Source organism: Peptostreptococcus faecalis (assembly GCF_900240845.1).
Classification (GTDB): domain Bacteria; phylum Bacillota; class Clostridia; order Peptostreptococcales; family Peptostreptococcaceae; genus Peptostreptococcus; species Peptostreptococcus faecalis.
In genome coordinates this window covers 780,862-802,626 of record NZ_OERU01000001.1, presented here as the reverse complement: position 1 = coordinate 802,626, position 21,765 = coordinate 780,862, and the positions used below count along the sequence as shown (strand labels likewise).

The window sequence follows — 21,765 nt, the reverse complement described above, 5'->3', positions numbered from 1 at the left end:
ATTAAATAAAATAAGGTAAAGCACTTTTATATTGTATGTACTTATGAGCTTTATATATTTTTTTATAGCTTAAAGGCGAAGAAAATCAACTGTAATTGTAATAGTTAAATTTCTTCACCTTTTTTATTATTTAGATTTATTTATTAAGTTTAAAAGAACTTTTTAATGGAACTATTCTATTAAACACTAACTTTTCATCATTCGTATATTTAGAATCTACACAATAAAATCCGTTTCTTATAAATTGGAATTTATCTCCTTTTTTTGCATCTTCTATTTGAGCATTTTCAACGAATCCATTTTTGATATCTATTGAATTTTCATTAATTAAATTTAAAAAATGCTGTCCTGAAGATTCTGTTTCTTCATCCAATATTAAAGGTTCGTATAGTCTGAATTCAGCTGGTGTACAATTATTGGCATCTACCCAGTGTATAGTTGCTTTTACTTTACGCCCTGAAAATCCTGATCCACTTTTTGTTTCAGGATCATAAGTACAGTGAATTTCTACTATTTCTCCATCTTCGTTTTTAATAAAATCATTACACTTAACGTAATAACCACCTTTTAATCTAACTTCATTTCCAGGGAATAATCTAAAATATTTTTTAGCTGGAACTTCCATAAAGTCATCTTTTTCTATATACAATTCTCTAGAAAAACTAACTTTTCTACTTCCCATGCTTTCATTTTTTGCATTATTTTCTATTTCTATGTATTCATTTTCACCTTCTGGATAGTTAGTTATAACTAACTTCAAAGGATTAATTACTGCCATAGCAAGTGGAGCTTTTGCCTGCAAGTCTTCTCTTAAGAAGAAATCTAACATTTGACTATCTACTGTAGAATCTGCCTTAGATATTCCAATTTCTGTACAGAAATTTTTTATAGATTCTGGAGTGTATCCTCTTCTTCTAAGTCCTGATATCGTAGGCATTCTAGGATCATCCCACCCATCTGTAACGCCTTCGTCAACTAGCTGCTTTAATTTTCTTTTAGACATTACAGTATTTGTCATATTAAGTCTGGCAAATTCAATCTGTCTAGGAATATATTCCATTTCACATTCTCTAACTACCCAATCATAAAATGGTCTTTGATCTTCAAATTCCAAAGTACAAAGAGAATGAGTAATACCTTCTATTGCATCTTCAAGAGGATGTGCAAATGTATACATAGGGTAAATACACCACTTATCACCAGTATTATGATGAGTTGAATGGGATATTCTATATATTGCTGGATCTCTTAAGTTAATATTAGGAGATGCCATGTCGATTTTTGCTCTTAGAACTTTCTCTCCATCTTTAAAGTCACCTTTTTTCATTTTTTCAAATAGTTCTAAATTTTCTTCAATGGATCTATTTCTGTAAGGGCTGTCCTTTCCTGCTTCTTTTAAAGTACCTCTGTACTCTCTCATTTCTTCTGGCGAAAGATCATCCACATAAGCTAATCCCTTATTAATTAACAATACCGCTCTTTTATACATTTCATCGAAATAATCAGATGCAAAATAAAGTGCGTTCCAGTCAAATCCTAACCACTTAACATCTTCTTTTATTGAATCAACGTATTCAACATCTTCTTTTAGTGGATTCGTGTCATCAAATCTTAAATTCACAGTCCCTTCAAATTCTTCCGCTAATCCAAAGTTAAGGCATATACTTTTTGCATGACCTATATGAAGATATCCATTAGGCTCTGGAGGAAATCTAGTTGCTATGCTTTTATGTTTACCGCTTTCTAAATCTCCTATTACAATATTTCTAATAAAGTTGGAATTTTCTTTTTCAATTGTCATTTTTTACCTCCTGATTTTGAGCTTATTTTTACTAAAGATAATTAATATATTTTTATTCAATTTAATATTATTTATTTTAATGTTCTTTTAATTTTTCATCGTATATCTTTATTATTTGAACTTGCAACTCTTCTAATTTTTTTAAGTCAAATTCATCATATTTGCCATCTTCACCAAGCTTTAAAGCATTCTCTATATCTGATAAAATATTTTTCATAGTATCTATATTATTTTCAATCTTTGATTTTGATTTTTTCATTTCATCTTTATATGTTTTATCTGAACTATCATTTTTAGAAAGATCTTTTTCTGTTTTATCAATTGCTGATTTCACTTTTTGAGGATTTATTTCAGATATTTCTTTGTATTTTCTATTCACTTTTTCAACTTGATCTTCTACAGCAGATTTATCTACAGAATATCCTGAATCTTTAATAGATGATATAAAACTGTTCACATAGTTGCTGTACCAGTTGTATCCACTGTCTATTATACCTTCGTTATAAATATTATATTCTACTTTCATCTCTTTATCTGATGAGCTACTCATTCTTTGATCTTCATATACTTCTTCTTGTTTACATCCTGCAAGTGCTACTGACGACAATAAAACTAACGTAAAAAATATTTTTTTCATACTTATTCTCCTATTTATGGTAGCTTTTATCTAATTATTTCTACTAATTCACCATTTAGCGAAAATGATCTTGTCTCTTTAATCAATATATTTACAATTTTCCCTACTAAATCTTCTCCACCGCCTGTAAAATTAACAGTTTTATTTTGTCTCGTTTTTCCTGTCATAATATCAGAGTATTTTTTACTGCTTCCTTCAACAAGAACTTCGACTATTTTAGAGTCGTACTCTTCATTTTTCTCAGCAGAAATTCTATTTACAACTTCTAATACCCTGTCAAATCTTTGATGTTTTACATCTTCAGGTATTTGATTTTCCATTCTAGCTGCAGGCGTCCCTGTTCTTTTAGAGTAAATAAATGTAAAGGCTGAATCGTATCTAGTTTCTTCGCATACATCTATTGTATCATCTATATCTGCATCTGTTTCACCTGGGAAACCTATCATAATATCTGTAGAAAAAGCTATATTTGGTATTTCTGATTTAGCTTTCTTAATTATATTTAAATAATCTTCTTTTGTATAATGTCTATTCATTTTTTTCAATAAAGCTGTACTTCCTGATTGGAAAGGCAAGTGTAAAAATTCACATACTTTATCACAATCTCTAATTGCATAAATTACTTCATCAGATATATCTTTTGGATGAGATGTCATAAATCTGATTCGCTCTATTCCTTCAATTTCATTTACTTCTCTTAATAGTTGAGCAAATGTTATTTTTTTAGATTCCTCTAGTGTTTTTCCATATGAATTTACATTCTGTCCCAAAAGAGTTACTTCTTTTACTCCATTTGACACTAATTCTTTTATTTCAAATATTATATCTTCTGGGAGTCTGCTTCTTTCTCTACCTCTTGTATAAGGCACGATACAGTATGTACAAAAATTGTTGCAACCATACATAATATTCACAAATGCTTTTACACTAAACTTTCTATCACTTTTTAAGCCTTCTACAACTTCTCCATCAACATCCCATACATCTACAAGCATTTTTTCCCTTCCAAATGTGTCTGACAAAAGTTGAGGGAATTTATATAAGTTATGTGTTCCAAATATTAGGTCTACATGTCTATATTTCTTTTTAATTTCTTCTACAACATGTGGCTGCTGCATCATACATCCGCAAACAGCAATTTTCATATCAGGTCTATTTTTTTTCACACTCTTTAGATGACCTAAATTTCCATATACTTTTAGCTCTGCATTTTCTCTTACTGCACATGTATTATAAATTACTAAATCTGCTTTATCTTCCGAAATTGATCTTGCATATCCCATAGATTCAAGCATAGAAATCAACATTTCAGAATCATGTTCATTCATTTGACATCCATATGTAACAAGCGAGTATGTTTTCCTAGATCCAGATTTATTAAAGTAATCTTCATTTGTTCTATGTAGCAATTCAATGAATTTATCTTGTTCTTCTATCTTTTCTTTTGATATTTCAATTTGTTTTCTTTCTGACACCTTAATTCTCCTAACTTAAATTTATTTCTTATATTTCTACCGTTATAATTTTTATTAAACTAAATAGAAAACGCATAATTTTATATTAAAATATTATATACTTTTTGTGAGAATTTCAATTTTTCATAATAGTTTATTGAAAAAAGCACTGTGTTTATCAGTGCTTTATCTCACATTATTATATAATATCATATTTTACTATAATATTAAATTTCTTTCTATTCTTTTACTAATATTAAATAATTTCTTTTTGCTTTATATTTTTTATACTCACCTATACTTGAAAAGTAACGATAAATATAAAAGATTAAGTCTTTATTTTTTTAGAAATTTCGTTTACCACTTTGTTTGCAATATAGGCTAATAATACACCAAATATTATGCCGAATAAAACATCTGATGGATAATGCACATACAAATATAGTCGTGAAAACGAAATTAAAACTGCCAGTACTAATGTCGGCTTGAATGACTTGCTTTTATTTAAAAATAATACTGTAACCGCTGCAAATGACGAAGCCGTATGACCCGACGGAAAAGAAAAATCAGTAGGTTTTTTAATCAAAAGTTGTATTCCTTCCACATAATAAAAAGGCCTTTCTCTTGCTACCATTGGCTTGACAATAAGAAGACACACTATTCCTACCAACGATAGGGCTACAAACATAGATATACCTAACCTATATTCTTTTTTTAGCAGTATTAAAAACAGTGCTAGTAGTATCCATATAAAACCACCTTCACCTAAATATGTAATAAAAACAAAAAAAGCGTCACCTACATTTGAGTGAAAGTATTCTTTTATAAAATTCAAAATCATTATATCATACATCTTAAGTTTACACCTCACTGCTTTGAATTTTTCTACCGAGCTGTTTTTTTATTTTTCTTATATCTAATATTATTAAAATTAATGCTACAGTTCCTGATATTAGTTCACTTAATGCATTTGATATATACACTCCATTTATACCTGCAAATCTAGGTATGATATATAAAAGAGGTATAAGTATTGCACCATATTTTAATATATACAAGATAGAAGAAATTTTCGGTCTTTTTGTAGTTTGGAAATATGTAGTTCCAACAGAGTGTATCCCAACAAAAGGAATTGCAAATAAAAATATCCGTATATTATTGGATGTAATATTGAGAAGTTGTACATCTTCTGTAAAAAATTTAACTAGAAAATGAGGGAATAACTCGATTAAAAACAAGAAAAACATAGAAAAAACTGTTACGGAAGCGAGAGTTTTCGTTAATGTTTCAAGACATCGTTCTTGCTTTTTTGCTCCATAATTATATCCAATAATAGGTTGCGCTCCTTGGCTAATTCCATAAATTACCATAGTAAAAACCATGCTAACTGACGTAATTATAGTTACTGATGCAAGTTGATAGTCTCCACCATATGCTATTATGAACCTATTTAATATTATATTAAAAACAGTTCCAAATATTTGCATGTAAAAATTAGGTAACCCTATTAAAAAAATTTCTTTAATCGTTTCTAATTTTAATTTTGCTCTATTTAAATTCAATTTAATAGGAACATCTTTATTCCTAATGAAAAAATCTATCACAAATATTGTTACAAATATTTGTGATATAACAGTAGCTATAGCTGCTCCCTTTACTCCCCATCCTAATACAAGAATAAAAAAACCATCTAATATAATATTTAAAATTGAGCTAAAGAGAACAAAAAACATAGAGTGTTTTGAAAATCCCATACTCCTTACTGCGTTGTTAAGACAGTATCCAGTCAGACCAGGAACACCTCCTAAGAGGATTATTATAATATACTGCTTTGCAAGATCATAAACCGACTCTGACACACCTAAAAGAGAAAAAATTGGGTCAATAAAAGCTATGCATATTACCGTTACAATTAATTCAGCAATTACGATTAGTATCAAAGCATTTAATAAGATATCTTCCGCAGATTTTTTTTTATTTTCTCCGTATTTTATTGAAATAAGTGTCGCACTTCCAACTCCTATAAGCAATACAAATGCCATTTGCACTATTTGAAATGGCATAGTAATTCCTATTGCTGTCAATCCTAAAGGGTTTGTGTTTCCAACAAAGATTCTATCAACTATGTTATAAAGTGCTGCTACTAACATACTTAATATTGCTGGAATACTCAGCTCTAATAGTAGTTTAGATATATTATCGTTGCCTAAATCCTTTTTCAAAATTAATCTCCTAATTTATACAATTATTTATAAAAGTCTCGATTATTATCTTCTAATACGACTGTCATTTTTTACTGTAAAAGATATCTCAGTACCTTCATTTTTCTTGCTCTTAATGTCCATTTTTCCGCCATGTAGCTTTATAATTTCATCACTAATCGCTAACCCTAAACCACTTCCAGCCTTATGGAAATCTTCTTGGAAAAACTTTTTAGATACATTGTTAATATTTTTTTCAGATATACCTATACCAGTGTCCCTGACAGTTATTTCAGTATATTGTGAGTGTTGTTCAAGGCTTATAAAAATACTACCTTCTTCCGGTGTAAATTTAATAGCATTTTGTATTAAATTTATTAGAACTTGACGAAGTCTATTTTTATCAGCATATATCAAGTTTATTTCCTTATTTTTAAACTCAAAATTCATCTTAATTTTTTTATTTATAGCCATTGAACTCAGTTGATTTAATACACTAGTTGCTAATGTATTAATATTTACCTTTTCAATATTCAACCTAATTCTATCAGAAGATAACCTTGAGAAATCTAAAAGTTCTTCCACCAATTTAATTAATCTCTGTGTTTCATCTTGAATAATATTAAGCCCTAAACTCAACTCTTCTTTTGAAATTTGATCTAGTTGAAGTGTTTCGCTCCATCCATTAATAGATGTAAGTGGTGTTCTTAATTCATGTGAAATAGAAGATATAAATTCATCTTTAAGTTTTTCACTTTTTTGAATTTCTTGTGCCATGTTTTCAAAAGTTCTGGCCAAGTCCCCAATCTCATCATCTGAAACTCTTTCCTTATTCATTGTAATATTATAGTTACCTTTTGCTAGCATATTTGAAAATATTTTTAACTCGCGTAAAGGTTCTATTATACTATCTGCAAATTTCAAGCTCAATGCAACACTAAAACTTAATATTAAAATACCAATTATCAGCAAATATGTGAAGTTTTTTAATATATCTATATCCATATATTTTAGTGATACGCTATAACGCACCACACCTTGAACAACTCCATCGCTTTTTATAGGAACTGAAACGCTCATTACTTTTTCATTTGTATTTAGCTCGTTATATTTATATGGTTGAATTACCTCCACATTTTGAAGTGCTTTTTTTACATCTATATATTCGCATTTTTCATGAGACTTAAAGCCATATTGATCGATTATTATATTCCCATTTCTATCAATTATATTAATAGCAATTTTTGTATTTTTAGAGTGGCTTTGATTCTCAAAAATATTTTCAGCCTTATTCATAAAACTCAAATTTTCCATACTCGCCGTATTAAACACTGCATTAGTATAACCAACCTGTGACATCAACGTTTGTTTTACTGACGTATGGTAGTAGCTCGTATAAAAAAACATTATTACTACTTCAAAAGACAATACAACTAGCAATATTATAATTATAAAGTTTTTTAAAACTTTTTTTCTTAATCCGCCAAAATGTAATCCCATTATTCTCCTCTCCTAAAGGAATAACCATAACCCCATACAGTTTGTATATATTTAGGTTTTGAAGAATCATCTTCAATTTTATTTCTAATACGTCTGATATTTACATCTACTATTTTGTAATCATATAAAACTACTGATCCCCATACTTCTTCAAGAATTTCATCTCTACTAAGGCTTTGATTATCGTTCATCATAAGATATTTTACTATAGAAAATTCAGTAGGCGTTAAATCGACTTCTTCGCCATTTTTATATAGTTTTCTCTTATTTGGATCTAATAGAAAAGGTGGTGAATCTATCATATTATTTTTCTTAGAATCACTATCTCTATTTACTCTTCTGATAAGAACTGAAACTCTAGCTAACAACTCTTTTATACTAAATGGTTTAATTATGTAGTCATCCGCCCCAGATATAAGCCCCTCTATCTTGTCTTCTTCTTGCGATTTTGCTGTCAACATAATCACACCTACATTATCATTTGTTTGTCTTATATATTTGCAGACTTCTATTCCACTCATATCAGGTAACATAATGTCCAAAAGTGCTAAAGAAATATCTTTTTCTTTTTCAAATAATTCTATAGCTTCTGATCCTGTACCAGCTTCTATTACTTCGTACCCTTCTCTTCTTAAATTGATGCTCACAAAGCTTCTAATACCAATTTCATCTTCTAAAACTAGAATCTTTTCCATGCTGCCTCCTATTTATTTATAAGTTCAAAAGAATCTTTCACCGACATAAAACTAAGGTTGTATTTGTTCATATTTTTTTTGTTCAGACTTTCTAATGCGAAAATATATTCATTATTTTCGTATATTTTATCCGTATTACTAATTCCCTTATTTTTATCATCACTGAATTTTTTTATTACTTTTATTTTAAATAATTTTTCTAACTTTTCATTTTCTCTAGAAAAAAACGTAAAATCGCTATTTTCTTCTGTGAAGTTTTGTTTTATATAAAATTTACTTGTCAGTCTTTTTGGTACTTTAAGTTTAAAGTTATAATTACTGCAATAGAAAATTTGATTAGTTAAAATCAAAGCACTATCTTCTCCAGTAATTCCATTCCACTCATACCATGATATGACACTTGATTTTTTCGATTCCTTATTCAAATATTCATTATCTACCTTAGGAATTTCTAAGATTCCATTTCCATTTATATCTAATGGAACTATCATATTAGAGTTTTTCAAATTGCCATTATCAATAACTCTTTCAAATTTATTATCTTTAAATACTATTATCTGCGGTATTACCCGTCCATCCATTGTATGATATGTCATTATGCTACCATATGTGTTTTTGCTAATTTTGCCATTAGTAACCTCTATTTTATCAATATTGCCAGAAGTTTTAGATGTTCCACTTTCTATAAAATTAATTTTATTATTGATTAATTTCAATTCACACAGTTTTACTTCATAATTTGAAGAATCTTGAACAAGTGCCAAACACCTTATTTTTCCATCTTTGTTGTAATCATAAAAATTCAATCTAACTGGATTTTTCGATACATATTCATCTATTTTTTTCACTGTATCATTAACATATTCATAAATATAGATAGTCTCTAAGCCAGCACTGCTCACTTGAATTACTATTTTCTTCTTACCATCATTGTCCAAATCAACAAAATTTGCATGTATTATGACATCTCCAGGTATTTTGACTATTTTTTCAGATTCTTCGAATAAACGATCATCTTTGTATTTAAAAATATACATAAATACATTACTAAGTCCTGGTGTTTCATTAGATTTCTTTTTAAAAGTAACTATTTCATTTTCACCGTCATTATTTAAGTCCACACGATTAATTCTTCCAACATCCTCTGAATTTAAAGGTAATACAAATTCTGTGTCTAAAGGTGTTAATTTTCTTATTTCATTATAAACATTATAATGGTTTTCAAATGTAATTGGCTTTTCAAGTAATTTCTCAACCGGCTCTATTGTATTTTTCGTACATCCGCTCAAATTTAATATAAGCAAAGGAGCCAATAAAAAGAAAATAATATATTTTTTTAACTTTAACATATTGCCTCCTTATTGTTTAGCATTTATTTTTGGCGGCTTTGGTCCAAGATATTGATAATAATATGTTTTAAGCATACCATTATATAATTTTCTTTTTCTAGTTGACGTTTTTCCAAATTCATATTCAAATTCTTCATAAGAAGTTATAATAAAATATGACCAATTCTTTAATTTATCAAAAGTATATCCCATATCTTTGTATAGTAGCTTTACACTATCTTCGTCTTCTAGTCTCTCACCATATGGCGGATTTGTTATTATAAAACCATATTCTTCATCAGATATGTAATTTTTAACATCTCCAACTTCAAATTTTATATATTCTTCTACACCAGCAATTTCAGCGTTGTTTTTTGCAAGCTCTATTGATTCTGGATCAATATCGTATCCATAAATAGTAAAGTCTTGATTATCTTCCATCAAGTCAAATGCTTCTCTCCTAGTATCCCACCAAATTTTTTTATCGATAGTTCTCCATTTTTCCGATATAAACTCTCTATTTAATCCAGGTGCCATATTCATTCCTATCATAGCCGCTTCGATTAAAATTGTACCTGATCCACACATAGGATCTACTAGAATCTTTCCAGGTCTCCAAGGTGTAAGATATACCATTGCTGCTGCAAGAGTTTCTCTTATAGGAGCTTTGTTAGACTTTTCCCTATAACCCCTTTTATGAAGAGCATCCCCACTTGTATCAATTGATAAGACAACTTTATCTTTGTGTATAAATACATATATTGGATATTTTTCTTTGTCTTCTTTCAACATCCCCTCTTCTAAATATTTGCCCTTCAAGCTATCAACTATAGCTTTTTTCACTATTGACTGAATATCTGGAGTAGAATATAGTTTTGATTTAATTGATGATGCTTTAGACACTGGGAATTGTGCTCCATAAGGTATAAATTTAGACCAGTCAATTCTTTTTGTATTTTCATAAAGCTCGTCAAAAGAAGTCGCTTTAAATTCTGCAATCTTTAAATTCACTCTTTCTGCACATCTTAGCCACATATTTGCTTTTGCAATACCATATTCATCAGTTTTGTATGTAATCCTGCCATCTTCGGTTTTTTCAATTTCAAAGTTTAGTTTCTTTATTTCATTCGCCAACATTTTTTCCATTCCAAAAAAGCATGGCGAAATTAAAGTATATTTATAGTCCATATTGTCTCCTTAATTATTTTGTTGCAATTTCTATCATTTTTTGTTTTAATTCATTTTCTAATTTGCTAATTTCAATTTCAGCTTCTTGTCTTTTTTCTTTTCCTTCATTTTGAATTTTTATGACTTCATCCAAACTAGATATAAGTGTTTGGTTGGTATGTTTCAATGTTTCTATATCAACGATGCCTCTTTGAGACTCTTTTGCTGCTTCAATACTTCCCATTTTTAATGCATCTGCATTTTTCTTTAGTAATTCATTAGTAATATTGCTTACCTCTCTTTGAGTCTGAATTGCAGCATTTGAATTTGCAACTCCTAGAGCTAATACCATTTGGTTTTTCCATAATGGAATAGTATTTACGATTGTAGAGTTTATTTTTTCTACCATTTCTATATTATTATTTTGAACCATTCTAATTTGTGGTGCAGTTTGTATTGATATCATTCTAGAAAGCTCTAAGTCATGCAATTTTTTTTCAAATCTACTTATGTGATTATTTAAATCATTTAGCTCTTGAACATCTTCTTGCTTTCCAGATGTATTTGCTCTATTCGTCAATTCAAGATATTCATTTTCCTTTATAGATTTTATTCTATTCTTTCCAGCAATTATATACATAGAAACTTCTTTGTAGTAGTTCTTGTTCAAATCATACATCTGATCCAACATAGATATGTCTTTCATAAGAGTTATCTGTTGTTTTTCAAGTGATTTAACAATGCTGTCTACATTTGCTTCTGCGCTTTCATAGTTAGTTTTTAATATTTGAGCTTTTTTGGCTCCTCTTTTAAAGAAATTAAATATCCCCTTATCTTCCTTGTCTATTTCAAAATTTTTAAGTTCTACAACTAAATTTGTAATTAAAGATCCTACCTCTCCAATGTCCTTAGATTTAATTGTCTTAAGAGTTTGATCAGAAAAATCAGACATTCTCTTTTGAACTCCAGATCCATATTCTATCACAAGTTTAGAATCATTAATATTAATTCTTTTTGAAAAGTCATCAACCATTTTCATTTCTTCTTCAGTCAATATAGTATCATCTAAACTTGAATTTAATATATTGCTGTTTCCTTTTTTCTCATCTATATGAGAAACCTCATCTATTCCATCTAATTTAAGTGTAATATTATTATCCATATTCTAGAAAATCACAGCTACGGATTTTCTGCACCTCCCTTAATTATTAATGTGGTGTATTCTTTACTATTGACCAAAGTGATCATCTTTTTTTAGTCCATCTTGAGAAAGCATTGTATTTAGTACTGAAATATCAGCATTAATATCCATTGTGTTAATTTTCATTATTTCTTCTAATATTTTTTCATACGCTATTATTATAGTGTCTAAGGCTTTTTCAATTTCAGACTTTGCCTCTATTACTGAATTCGTATCCAAAGAAGTGGATTCTAAGTCTGAATATGTATTTATAAGTTTTATTGTAGTTGGAACATAGTAAGAGGAGAATCTATCCAAAATATTTATTTGGTCTGGCTGTTGTTTAATAGCTTCAACAATCAGATTAATTGAAGATTCTATTCTACTTATTTTGTTCAAAAGAACCTCACTTTTCACACTACTTTTAGCATCTTCTATATCTTTAATCTGTGATTTACATAAATCAAGAAATTCTTCTAATTCTTTGTTTTCCTTACTTTGTATTTCAATCTCTTCTCTTTTTCTTTTTTCTTCAAGTCCCATACAATAGTAATCATACAACTCATCTGTTGCTATAAATATAGTGTCATCTTCAATTAAGTGACCCTGCAAGAAGTTTTCTTTTTTTATCATTGTCTTTAAATCTTTTACTATGTTTTCTTTTTTTCCTCCGGTAGTTCTTGACAGTGTGCTTACATCAACAAAACCATTTCTATCTAGATTTTTTGAATACATATTGAATCTAAGAATGTAACCGAATTTTTTAGAAAACATCACTCCAATAATTAAAGCAGGTATTGCAATTGCAAAAAATATTCCAGATTTAACTAAATTTGTAAATAAAAACACAATTCCAAGTATCCCACATACAAATGTAACGCTATAAGATATTATTTGAAATATTAGACATGGTAAAAAACCTCTTGGTCTATTAATATATTTTTCTTTATCAAACTCATTTTTCTTTTCATAATTACTATAGGAATTAGAAGATTCAAAGAACATTTTTTTTATTTTTGAATTATTTGCTTCCTTTAAAGCAAAGTCTACTGTACTTTGTATATTTTTATTTAAGTTATTAAAATCCATGTTGTTGAACATATCATTAATCGATAACATCATTCCTTCCAAAGAATCTCCCACGTTCTTCCCTATATCATCAAAAGAGAAATCATCTTTATTTTTTTCTTTGTAATTATTATTTTTATATTTCTTATTATTGTTGTGATTGCCTTTATAGTTGTTTTTACTCATTATTTTCACCCAACCTCTCTGAATAATTATATCATATAAAAACTTTTGAGTGTACTAGCGCTACAATAATATTCATAAAATACTAGTATTATTTTTATTATAATAAAATAAAAAATATCCTCACAATATTTCTATTTGTAAGGATATTTTAAAAGTATTAACAATTATTTTGAAAGAGTTTATCTAATACTACTGAGCGTCCGTATCAATTTCTTCAACTAGTAGCCCTTCTTTTATATATATTATTTTGTCTGCTACTTCTTTTGAAAAAGCTCTATCATGAGTTATTATCAACACAGCCATGCCTCTGTTCTTGCATTTTTGTATTACTTCTTCTATTTTTTTTATATTTTCATAATCCAAAGCAGACGTTGGTTCATCAAAACAAAGAACTTTTGGCATAAGAGCGCAACTTCTAGCTATTGCTACTCTTTGCTGTTGTCCTCCTGATAGTTGGAATGGGTACATATCTTTTTTGTCAGATAAATCAACCATATCAAGAAGATCTAATGCTATTTTTGTCGCTTCTTCTTTATTTTTCCCAAATACATTTACAGGTGATTCAATGATATTTTCTAATACAGTTAAGTGTGGGAATAAATTGAAATTTTGAAATACCATTCCAATTTGCCCTCTTAGCTTTTTCATTTCTGATGTATTAGTTATCTCGATATCATCAACTACTATTTTTCCACTGTCAAATGTTTCTAGTCCATTTATACATCTTATTAGAGTTGTTTTACCTGCTCCTGATTTTCCAAGTATTACAGCTGTTTCTCCAGCATCTACTTCAAAAGAAATCCCTTTTAAAACTTCTTCTTTATTAAAACTTTTCTTTAAATCAATTACTTTTAACATTTTACACCTCTAATTATAGTATGAATATTTTTTTTCTACAAAAGCCATTACTTTTGTCAAAACAGCAGTCATAGCTAGATATATTATCGCCACATATAGGAAATGAATCAAACTACCATCTCTGTTTGTAGCTGCAGTCGCCATTCTTAATAAATCATTCATGGCCAAAATACTTACAAGAGAAGTATCCTTTACCAATGTGATCAATTCATTAGAGACTGGAGGAAGCACCCTTTTTATCACTTGAGGAAGTATTATTCTTCTATACATTGTGAATTTATCAAAACCTAATACTTTTGCAGCTTCAAACTGTCCCTTATCAATAGATTGCAAACCTGATCTGAATATCTCTGCGTAGTAAGCTGCATAGTTAATTGTAAACGCTATTATTGCAACTGGCATAGCATCAAATACTAAGTTCTCATTGAATGTAGGAAGCGCGTAATATAAAAACATCATTTGAAGTAAAAGAGGACTCCCTCTCATAATCCATATATAAATTCCTGTAATATTTCTTGCAATTTTATTCTTTGATACCCTAACTAGTGCAACTAATATACCAAGTGGTATAGAAAATAATGTTGTTAAAAAAAACAACTCCAGTAATATTTTTACTCCTTCAACCATCAAATTATCCTCTCTCTATTTATTTGAACCATTTATCCTTAATTTTTTCAAATGTTCCGTCATTTTTTATTTCATCTAGTGCTTTGTCAATCTTATCTTTAAGCTTAGTATCTTCTTTTCTAAATCCAACAGCATATTGCTCTTTTCCTAAATCACCTTCAAGAGTTTTATACTTATCTGCACCTCTTTGTTTCATGTAGTAATTTAATAATACTTCATCTCCTACTACTGCTTTAATTCTACCTATTTCTAAATCTCTTAATACCTTATCAAAAGTATCATATGTAGAAGGTGCGTTCCCTTTTATTAACGCAAGAAATTCTTCGTTATTTTCTATTGTTTCTAAAGAAGATGATGCGGCTTGTGTTCCAACGGGTTGATCCTTCAAGTCATCAATTTTTTTAAATGGTTCTGTAGCCATTGTAACTACTATCTGCTTATTATCTAAATAAGGTTTAGTGAATTCAACCTTTTTCTTTCTTTCTTCAGTTATTGTATATCCATTCCACAAGCAGTCTATATTCTTATTTTTTAGTGATTGTTCTTTCATTGACCAGTCAATATTTTCAAACTGTGGTGTGATTCCAATTCTCTTAAATACTTCATTTGCTAAGTCAATATCAAACCCAACTAACTTATTATTTTCATCGACAAACCCCATTGGCACAAAAGTATTGTCTAATCCTACTATTACAGTTTCATAATCTTTATTTTCGCTAGAGTTAGCGTCTTTTGAAGAACATCCTACCATCGTTGAAACTAGAACTAAGCTTAAACTCGCCATTAATAATTTTTTTATAAATCCTTTTTTCATAACCTAACCTCCATAATCTTAAAATTTAACATAAAAAAACTCGCCCACTGACAACCGTCAGAGGACGAGAGTATAATCAATACTTCGTGTTCCCACCTCTATTCGTCATTACCTCGCAGTAACGACCTCGCTAGGTACTATATAATACCCTGGCACTGTAACGGGCGCACCCGTGATAGCCTACTTAATTCGGTATCAAATTCCAAGATGTGTTCAATATAATTCGTAATGCGCTTCTCACCATACAGCAACTCTCTGATTAACTACCCTATATCTACTATTTCTTTTCGCAATTTTTATTTTATTAATTTTTGATATTGATTTGATTTTAGGATAAAACTAATTAATTGTCAATACTTTTTTGAAAATTATTTTTTTTTGACCATGGAACTATTTCTACATCTCCAAAACTTATTCCTATAAACCTATTAGTATATTCACCTTTATAATTAATTATGTAGAGAATCACAAGTTCAATATAATTAATTCCTAACAAAATTATATTCCACATATCTTCAAAGCTTAAATGCGTTCCTCTTTTAGCCTTGCTTGGATGTACGACCATATTTCTGTAATAAGTAATTAAATCCACTCCATCTTCAAATTTATCCGATATTGCTTCTGATGTTTTCATAGTTCTAGGCATAGTATAATCAATTTCGCATTCATTCAATAGAAGCCTTATATTTTGATTTGCAGGTCGAGTATCAAATTCAGATTTAGTTAGTAAAAAATCCGTCTCTACAAGTAAAACATAAGATAACATCTCTAGTACAGTCTGAATAGATATAATATTATTGCCTAGATTAATTCCATTTAGAGCTTCAATATACCAATCAATTATTCCTATTATAGTCTCATAGTAATATGTATCTTCTAACTTTTTACACATCAAAGAAGCAAATTTTTCTAAATTGTGATAATTAGAAATAGTACTAGTCCAATTAAACACAAATTTGTAATCGGATGAATACATTTTTCGCCATGAGCGATATAAGTTTATTCCTTTTCTATATCCAAATGCATTAGGTATATTAATGTGCCTTCCACAACAAAAACTAAAAGTGGATGATATTCTATATAAAATACTTTCTATATTTTTCGTTTTAAATGGTTCCATAGTATTTTTATATATTCTTCCAGTATGTGTAATTACACTACCTGATTTAGATACCAATTTATTATGTAAGCTTTTATTATATTCATAACTTTTATCTATAATGACTATATAATTATCAATTTTAAATTCTATTCTGCCTGCATACACAACATCATTGTGATTTACAAGTTTTCCAGGGAATTTATCCATATTTATTATATCGAATTGCACATAATCTACGACATTATCCTTAGATTTAATGCTCACATCACTTATATATCCATATATTTCATCATTTTTAATCTGTAAAAGCTCTGCATTCATAAGTTTATATCCTGATATTTCAATTACCATACTACCTAAAGTAGCCTCTTCTATATCATTACATATTTCACTATACTTATATATTCTAGCTTTAAATACTATTGATACAGGGTCAACTATATTGTAATATACACTACCCTCGCATTTGATGTTAATTTGGGAATATATCTGAAATTTACCGTTGTATATTACAAGTTCTTCATTTATTTTATTTTCATTGTAAATAGAAACAATAGATTCATTAGTAATATTCATATATTCTCCCTTCAAATAAAATAGTATGCCCTGCCATTAGGTTAACAGAGCATACTATTACTCTTAAATTCAATATTTTATCTATAAAGATCTAAATCTATGGGTCTAAAAGAGCTTTCTTCAAAAGTTTCTTCTCCATTGATTTCGCTGAAGGCTGTAGACAACATTAGTTTAATTCTGTTTAGTTGGTTTACTGAAGTTGCCGATGCATCATAATCTATTGGTATTATATTTGCTTTTGGATATTTCTTTTTAATTCCTTTTATTGCCCCCTTACCTATTATATGGTTAGGCAAGCATCCAAAAGGTTGCATACATACTATATTATTACATCCACTTTCTATCAGCTCTAACATCTCTCCTGGTAGCAACCATCCTTCTCCAGTTTGATTTCCTAAAGATACAAAATGTTTTGTGTAGTCAGCTAAGTCTGATATCGGCATAGGAGCATCAAATCTTTTACTCTTTTTCAAAGCATAACAGTAGTTTTTCTGGTAGTTTTCTATTAATTTAACTATAGCCTTACCACCAACTTTTGATTTCCAACTTCCTTCCAACTTATCATGCTTATAGTTGTTATTATAGGCTACTGCCAAGAAGAAATTCATCAGTTCTGGAACTACGGCTTCAGCTCCTTCTCTTTCAAGTATTGATATAAGATCATTATTAGCTACTGGGCTAAACTTTACTAATATCTCGCCTACCAATCCAACTTTTGGTTTTACCTCATCAGTTATTTCTATATTGTCAAAGTCTTCAACAATATTTTTAATATTATTTTTAAACTCTCTTATGTTACCTTTAGAAAGTGATTTTTTACAAATATCCGCCCACTTATTGTATAGCTGATTTGCACTTCCTGGAATTCTTTCATAAGGTCTTACCCTAAGAAGCACTTTCATCAATAGATCCCCATATACGACACCCATCATCAACTTGTTTATCAACCCTATACTTGCGTGTTCTTTTATTCCATTATCTTCCACTCCATTAGCACTGATTGAGACTACTGGAACTTTTGGAAAACCGGCAGACTTTAATGCTTTTCTCAAAAATGCAATATAATTAGTAGCTCTGCATCCTCCTCCGGTCTGACTCATTAATACCGAAGTGTTTTCTATGTCGTATTCACCAGACTTTAGCGCGTGTATAATTTGCCCTATTACAATAATCGCAGGATAGCACGCATCATTATTTACGTATCTAAGTCCTTCTTCAATTACTTCAGATGATGAATTGTTCAATACTTTAACATTCAGACCTGAATCTTGTAATGCTTTTTCTATAAAATGGAATTGAATTGGAGCCATTTGAGGGCAAAGTAATGTGTGCTTAGTATTTAATCTAGTATTTTTTTGATATGGAATAACTATATCATCTTGTTCTGATGGTTTTACTCCACTTTTTTCTCTTTCAGTTACCGCAGCTTTTAAAGATCTCAATCTTATTTTTGCTGCACCTAGATTATTTCCCTCATCAATTTTTATCACCGTATGTATCTTAGATTTTTCATTTAATATTTCTTCCACTTGTTCAGTAGTCACCGCATCTAACCCACATCCAAAGGAATTCAATTGAACCATATCTATATTATCATGTTCTTTACAGAAATTAGCTGCTTTATAGAGTCTAGAATGGTATACCCACTGGTCAACTACTCTAAGTTCTCTTTTTTCTGTCATATGACAAACTGAATCTTCAGATAGAACTGTTAGCCCTAACTGATTTATCAATTCTGGAATACCATGATTTATTTCCGGATCCAAATGATATGGACGCCCTGCTAAAACTATACCTCTTCTGTTCTCAGTGTTTAGTTTTTCAACGATTTCTTCTCCCTTTTTCATGATATCCAACTTGAATTTATTATACTCTTCTGTAGCTTTGTCTACTGCTACATTGATCTCTTCTCTTTTTATATCGTTAAAGTGATACTTCATTGCTGAATAAATTCTTTTTTTCAATTTTTCCTTATCATTAAGCGATACAAAAAAGTTAATAAAATCTATTTGATTTTCTTCTAGAGAATCCATATTACTTTTTATAACCTCTGGATACGATGTTACTACCGGGCAGTTGAAATGATTATCTGCGCTTTTATCTTCCATATATTCATGAGTTACAGATGGATAAAATATAGTTTTTATGCCCTTTGAAATCAAATCTTCGATATGACCATGAACTAATTTTGCTGGATAACATACTGTATCTGAAGCTATCGAACTAATTCCTTTTTCAAATATTTGTTTTGAAGATTGGCTAGATATCTTTACAGAAAAACCTAAGCTAGTCAAAAATGTATGCCAAAATGGATAGTTTTCATACATATTTAAAACTCTTGGTATCCCTATTACGCCTCTTCTAGCATCTTTTTCAGATATGGATTTATATGAAAATAGCTTGTCATATTTATACTTATACATATTAAATGTTTCGTTATCCTTTGAAACTTTAGTATTAGTATATATGGCTTCTCCAACTTCACATCTATTTCCTGATACAAAGATTTCGTGTTCTGAAAATTTATTTATAGTCAATAGGCACTTATTAGAGCATCCCTTGCATCTAGTTACACTTGACTCAATACTTATGTCATTTAGCTGTTCAATACTTAATATATTTGACCTTATTCCTTCATACTTTTCCATTGATATTAAAGCACATCCAAATGCACCCATTAGTCCAGCAATATCTGGTCTAATTACTTCTCTATCTGTTGAAATTTCAAAAGCCCTCAAAACTAAGTCATTGTAAAAAGTACCACCTTGAACTACAACATTCTCACCAAGCTCTTCTATATCCCTTAATTTAATTACTTTAAATAGCGCATTTTTAACAACTGAGTACGCTAGTCCCGAAGATATATCTGCTAAAGTTGCTCCTTCCTTTTGAGCTTGTTTGACTCTAGAATTCATAAAAACCGTGCATCTAGAACCTAAGTCAACAGGTTTTTCTGAAAAAAGGCCTTCTTTAGCAAAATCTATTACATCCATATGAAGCGATTTTGCAAATGATTCTAAGAAAGATCCACATCCTGAAGAACAAGCTTCATTTAGGATTATTTGATCAATTACTCCATCTTTTATTTTTAGACACTTCATATCCTGTCCACCAATGTCCAGTATAAAGTTTACATTGGGATTAAAAAACTTTGCCGCCTTATAGTGAGCTATAGTTTCTATTTCTCCTTCGTCCATTCTCAATGCTTTTTTTATCAGTTCCTCTCCATATCCTGTAACAGTTGCTCTTGCAATTGTGCAGTCTTTAGGAAGTATAGAATATATCTCTTTTAAAATTTTAATGCTCATATTTAAAGGGCTACCTTCATTACTACCATAATGGCTGTACAAAATTTTCCCATCATCACTTATTAATACAGCCTTTGTCGTAGTAGATCCCGCATCAATTCCTAAAAAACATTTTCCTTTATAATTATCAATATTTATTTTTTCTACTGAAGCTTTATTATGTCGCTCTTTAAATTCATTGTATTCATTTTCATCATTAAACAAAGGAATTACATCTTCACTTGTTGAGTCTTCCAAAGTTCCAACTTCGTCAATCTTACTTATAAGTTTTTCAATATCTATAGAGTCCTCTTCATTTGATAGAAGTGCTGCTCCTAATGCCACATATAATTGAGCGTCTTCCGGAAAAATAACATCTTCTTCTTGAAGTCTAAGAACATTAATAAATTGACGTCTTAGTTCTGATAAAAAATAGAGTGGACCACCTAGAAAGGCGACTTTTCCTTCAATTTTTCTGCCACAAGACAGTACACTAACAGTTTGAACTACTACTGCATTAAAAATACTCATGGCAATATCTGATTTATTTGCGCCATCATTTATTAATGGTTGTATATCGGTTTTTGCAAATACTCCACATCTAGAAGCAATAGGATAAATCACATTGTAATCTTTTGCCAGTGAATTTAACCCTGCCGCATCCTCCTTTAGTAATGATGCCATTTGATCTATAAATGCCCCTGTTCCTCCGGCGCATATCCCGTTCATTCTCTGGTCAATTCCACCAGATAAGAATGTTACTTTCGCATCTTCCCCCCCAAGTTCAATTACTACATCTGTCTCAGAGTAAAAAAATCGTATTGCTTTCGTACTAGATATTACTTCTTGTTCAAATTTTATATTAATCTTTCTTGATAAGCCAATTCCTCCAGATCCTGTTATCACAGGCTTTACTCTGATATTTCCATACTTTTTATGTATATCTTTTAGCTGAGTACTTACAGCTTTTTTTACATCTGAAAAATGTCGTCTATATTTTTTATATATTATACTATTTTCATCTGAAAGGACAACTGCCTTTACAGTCGTAGAGCCTATATCTATCCCTAATTTATAGATTCCTTCCATACTTATTCCTCCATTCAACAAATTATCTAAAGAATACTATTACTTAATTATATCATAAAATAAGATTAATATTATTGTAATTATTTTATGTTTTTTAAATCACAAATTTATTAATATATTAATTTTATATTAAATTTTTGATAATAGGTACTATAAAGTATTTTTATCAGTTTTTGTTAACTTCTAAAAAAGACA

The 21,765-nt window shown here is 29.4% G+C and carries 16 protein-coding genes and 1 other annotated feature; all 16 genes read right to left on the bottom strand.

Features of this window, described 5'->3' with window-relative positions; all coding sequences use genetic code 11:
* Nucleotides 1–136: 136 nt before the first annotated feature.
* A complete protein-coding gene (locus C0982_RS03705) occupies nt 137–1,801 on the bottom strand; it encodes a glutamine--tRNA ligase/YqeY domain fusion protein (RefSeq protein WP_101772869.1) in 1,665 nt (554 codons plus the stop codon).
* A gap of 76 nt (nt 1,802–1,877) precedes the next feature.
* Nucleotides 1,878–2,438 (bottom strand): hypothetical protein, encoded by a 561-nt coding sequence (locus C0982_RS03700; RefSeq protein WP_101772868.1) that lies wholly within the window; start codon nt 2,436–2,438, stop codon nt 1,878–1,880.
* 26 nt (nt 2,439–2,464) lie between these two features.
* Nucleotides 2,465–3,913: a tRNA (N6-isopentenyl adenosine(37)-C2)-methylthiotransferase MiaB gene (gene miaB, locus C0982_RS03695; protein WP_101772867.1), complete on the bottom strand. Its 1,449-nt coding sequence runs from the start codon at nt 3,911–3,913 to the stop codon at nt 2,465–2,467.
* Nucleotides 3,914–4,220: 307 nt separating this feature from the next.
* Nucleotides 4,221–4,745 (bottom strand): phosphatase PAP2 family protein, encoded by a 525-nt coding sequence (locus tag C0982_RS03690; protein ID WP_101772866.1) that lies wholly within the window; start codon nt 4,743–4,745, stop codon nt 4,221–4,223.
* Between the two features lie 7 nt (nt 4,746–4,752).
* Entirely contained in the window at nt 4,753–6,114 is a 1,362-nt protein-coding gene (locus C0982_RS03685) for an MATE family efflux transporter (RefSeq protein WP_101772865.1), read from the bottom strand.
* Nucleotides 6,115–6,159: 45 nt separating this feature from the next.
* Nucleotides 6,160–7,593 (bottom strand): ATP-binding protein, encoded by a 1,434-nt coding sequence (locus C0982_RS03680; RefSeq protein WP_101772864.1) that lies wholly within the window; start codon nt 7,591–7,593, stop codon nt 6,160–6,162.
* Nucleotides 7,593–8,288 (bottom strand): response regulator transcription factor, encoded by a 696-nt coding sequence (locus C0982_RS03675; protein ID WP_101772863.1) that lies wholly within the window; start codon nt 8,286–8,288, stop codon nt 7,593–7,595. Before C0982_RS03675 ends, C0982_RS03680 begins: the two co-directional genes overlap by 1 nt.
* Nucleotides 8,289–8,296: 8 nt before the next feature.
* On the bottom strand, nt 8,297–9,637 hold the full coding sequence (locus C0982_RS03670; RefSeq protein WP_101772862.1) for an FG-GAP repeat domain-containing protein: 1,341 nt from the start codon (nt 9,635–9,637) through the stop codon (nt 8,297–8,299).
* Nucleotides 9,638–9,646: 9 nt separating this feature from the next.
* A complete protein-coding gene (locus C0982_RS03665; protein ID WP_101772861.1) occupies nt 9,647–10,804 on the bottom strand; it encodes a THUMP domain-containing class I SAM-dependent RNA methyltransferase in 1,158 nt (385 codons plus the stop codon).
* 13 nt (nt 10,805–10,817) lie between these two features.
* Complete coding sequence (locus tag C0982_RS03660; RefSeq protein ID WP_101772860.1) at nt 10,818–11,945, bottom strand: toxic anion resistance protein; 1,128 nt, start codon at nt 11,943–11,945, stop codon at nt 10,818–10,820.
* A gap of 66 nt (nt 11,946–12,011) precedes the next feature.
* On the bottom strand, nt 12,012–13,217 hold the full coding sequence (locus C0982_RS03655; protein WP_145994494.1) for a 5-bromo-4-chloroindolyl phosphate hydrolysis family protein: 1,206 nt from the start codon (nt 13,215–13,217) through the stop codon (nt 12,012–12,014).
* Between the two features lie 189 nt (nt 13,218–13,406).
* On the bottom strand, nt 13,407–14,075 hold the full coding sequence (locus tag C0982_RS03650) for an amino acid ABC transporter ATP-binding protein (protein ID WP_101772858.1): 669 nt from the start codon (nt 14,073–14,075) through the stop codon (nt 13,407–13,409).
* A 9-nt stretch (nt 14,076–14,084) separates the two neighbouring features.
* Nucleotides 14,085–14,702: an amino acid ABC transporter permease gene (locus C0982_RS03645; RefSeq protein WP_101772857.1), complete on the bottom strand. Its 618-nt coding sequence runs from the start codon at nt 14,700–14,702 to the stop codon at nt 14,085–14,087.
* A 19-nt stretch (nt 14,703–14,721) separates the two neighbouring features.
* Nucleotides 14,722–15,516 (bottom strand): amino acid ABC transporter substrate-binding protein, encoded by a 795-nt coding sequence (locus C0982_RS03640; protein ID WP_101772856.1) that lies wholly within the window; start codon nt 15,514–15,516, stop codon nt 14,722–14,724.
* A gap of 57 nt (nt 15,517–15,573) precedes the next feature.
* Nucleotides 15,574–15,816, bottom strand: a binding site (T-box leader).
* 43 nt (nt 15,817–15,859) lie between these two features.
* On the bottom strand, nt 15,860–17,194 hold the full coding sequence (locus tag C0982_RS03635) for a hypothetical protein (RefSeq protein WP_101772855.1): 1,335 nt from the start codon (nt 17,192–17,194) through the stop codon (nt 15,860–15,862).
* Between the two features lie 77 nt (nt 17,195–17,271).
* Complete coding sequence (locus tag C0982_RS03630; RefSeq protein ID WP_101772854.1) at nt 17,272–21,570, bottom strand: 2-hydroxyacyl-CoA dehydratase; 4,299 nt, start codon at nt 21,568–21,570, stop codon at nt 17,272–17,274.
* Between the last annotated feature and the right edge of the window lie 195 nt (nt 21,571–21,765).